Annotated in this window: 1 protein-coding gene; it reads right to left on the bottom strand. The window is 40.4% G+C overall.

Annotated features, from left to right (window positions below):
* Positions 1–267 (bottom strand): glycosyl hydrolase (locus SB754_RS20700; protein WP_410784236.1); only part of this gene is annotated, 267 nt, incomplete at both ends.

Here is a 267-nt window from a genome sequence, read left to right as displayed (position 1 = left end):
CTCTCAGGTAGTAGAGCTTTAACATCTGCAAGAACACAGATCTTATACTGCATCCCCTGCGACAATTCTATATTTTGGTTTTTAATTGAGATCTGGTTTAACAAAACATCACGACCGATCACATCTCCCTTATAACCCTCAGGTACTATGCCACTCAGATAAATATCAGGAATTCCCGAGGCCGGATCATCCCCTTTAAAATAGCATATATCAACCACTGCTGTTCCCTGTTGTAAAAGGTATTGTGCTCTTCTAATATGGTCAGTC

Source organism: Leifsonia sp. SIMBA_070 (genome assembly GCF_046534635.1).
GTDB lineage: Bacteria > Actinomycetota > Actinomycetes > Actinomycetales > Microbacteriaceae > Leifsonia.
The sequence above is the reverse complement of the archived record's forward strand: the minus strand, read 5'-3'. Positions and strand labels throughout refer to the sequence as shown.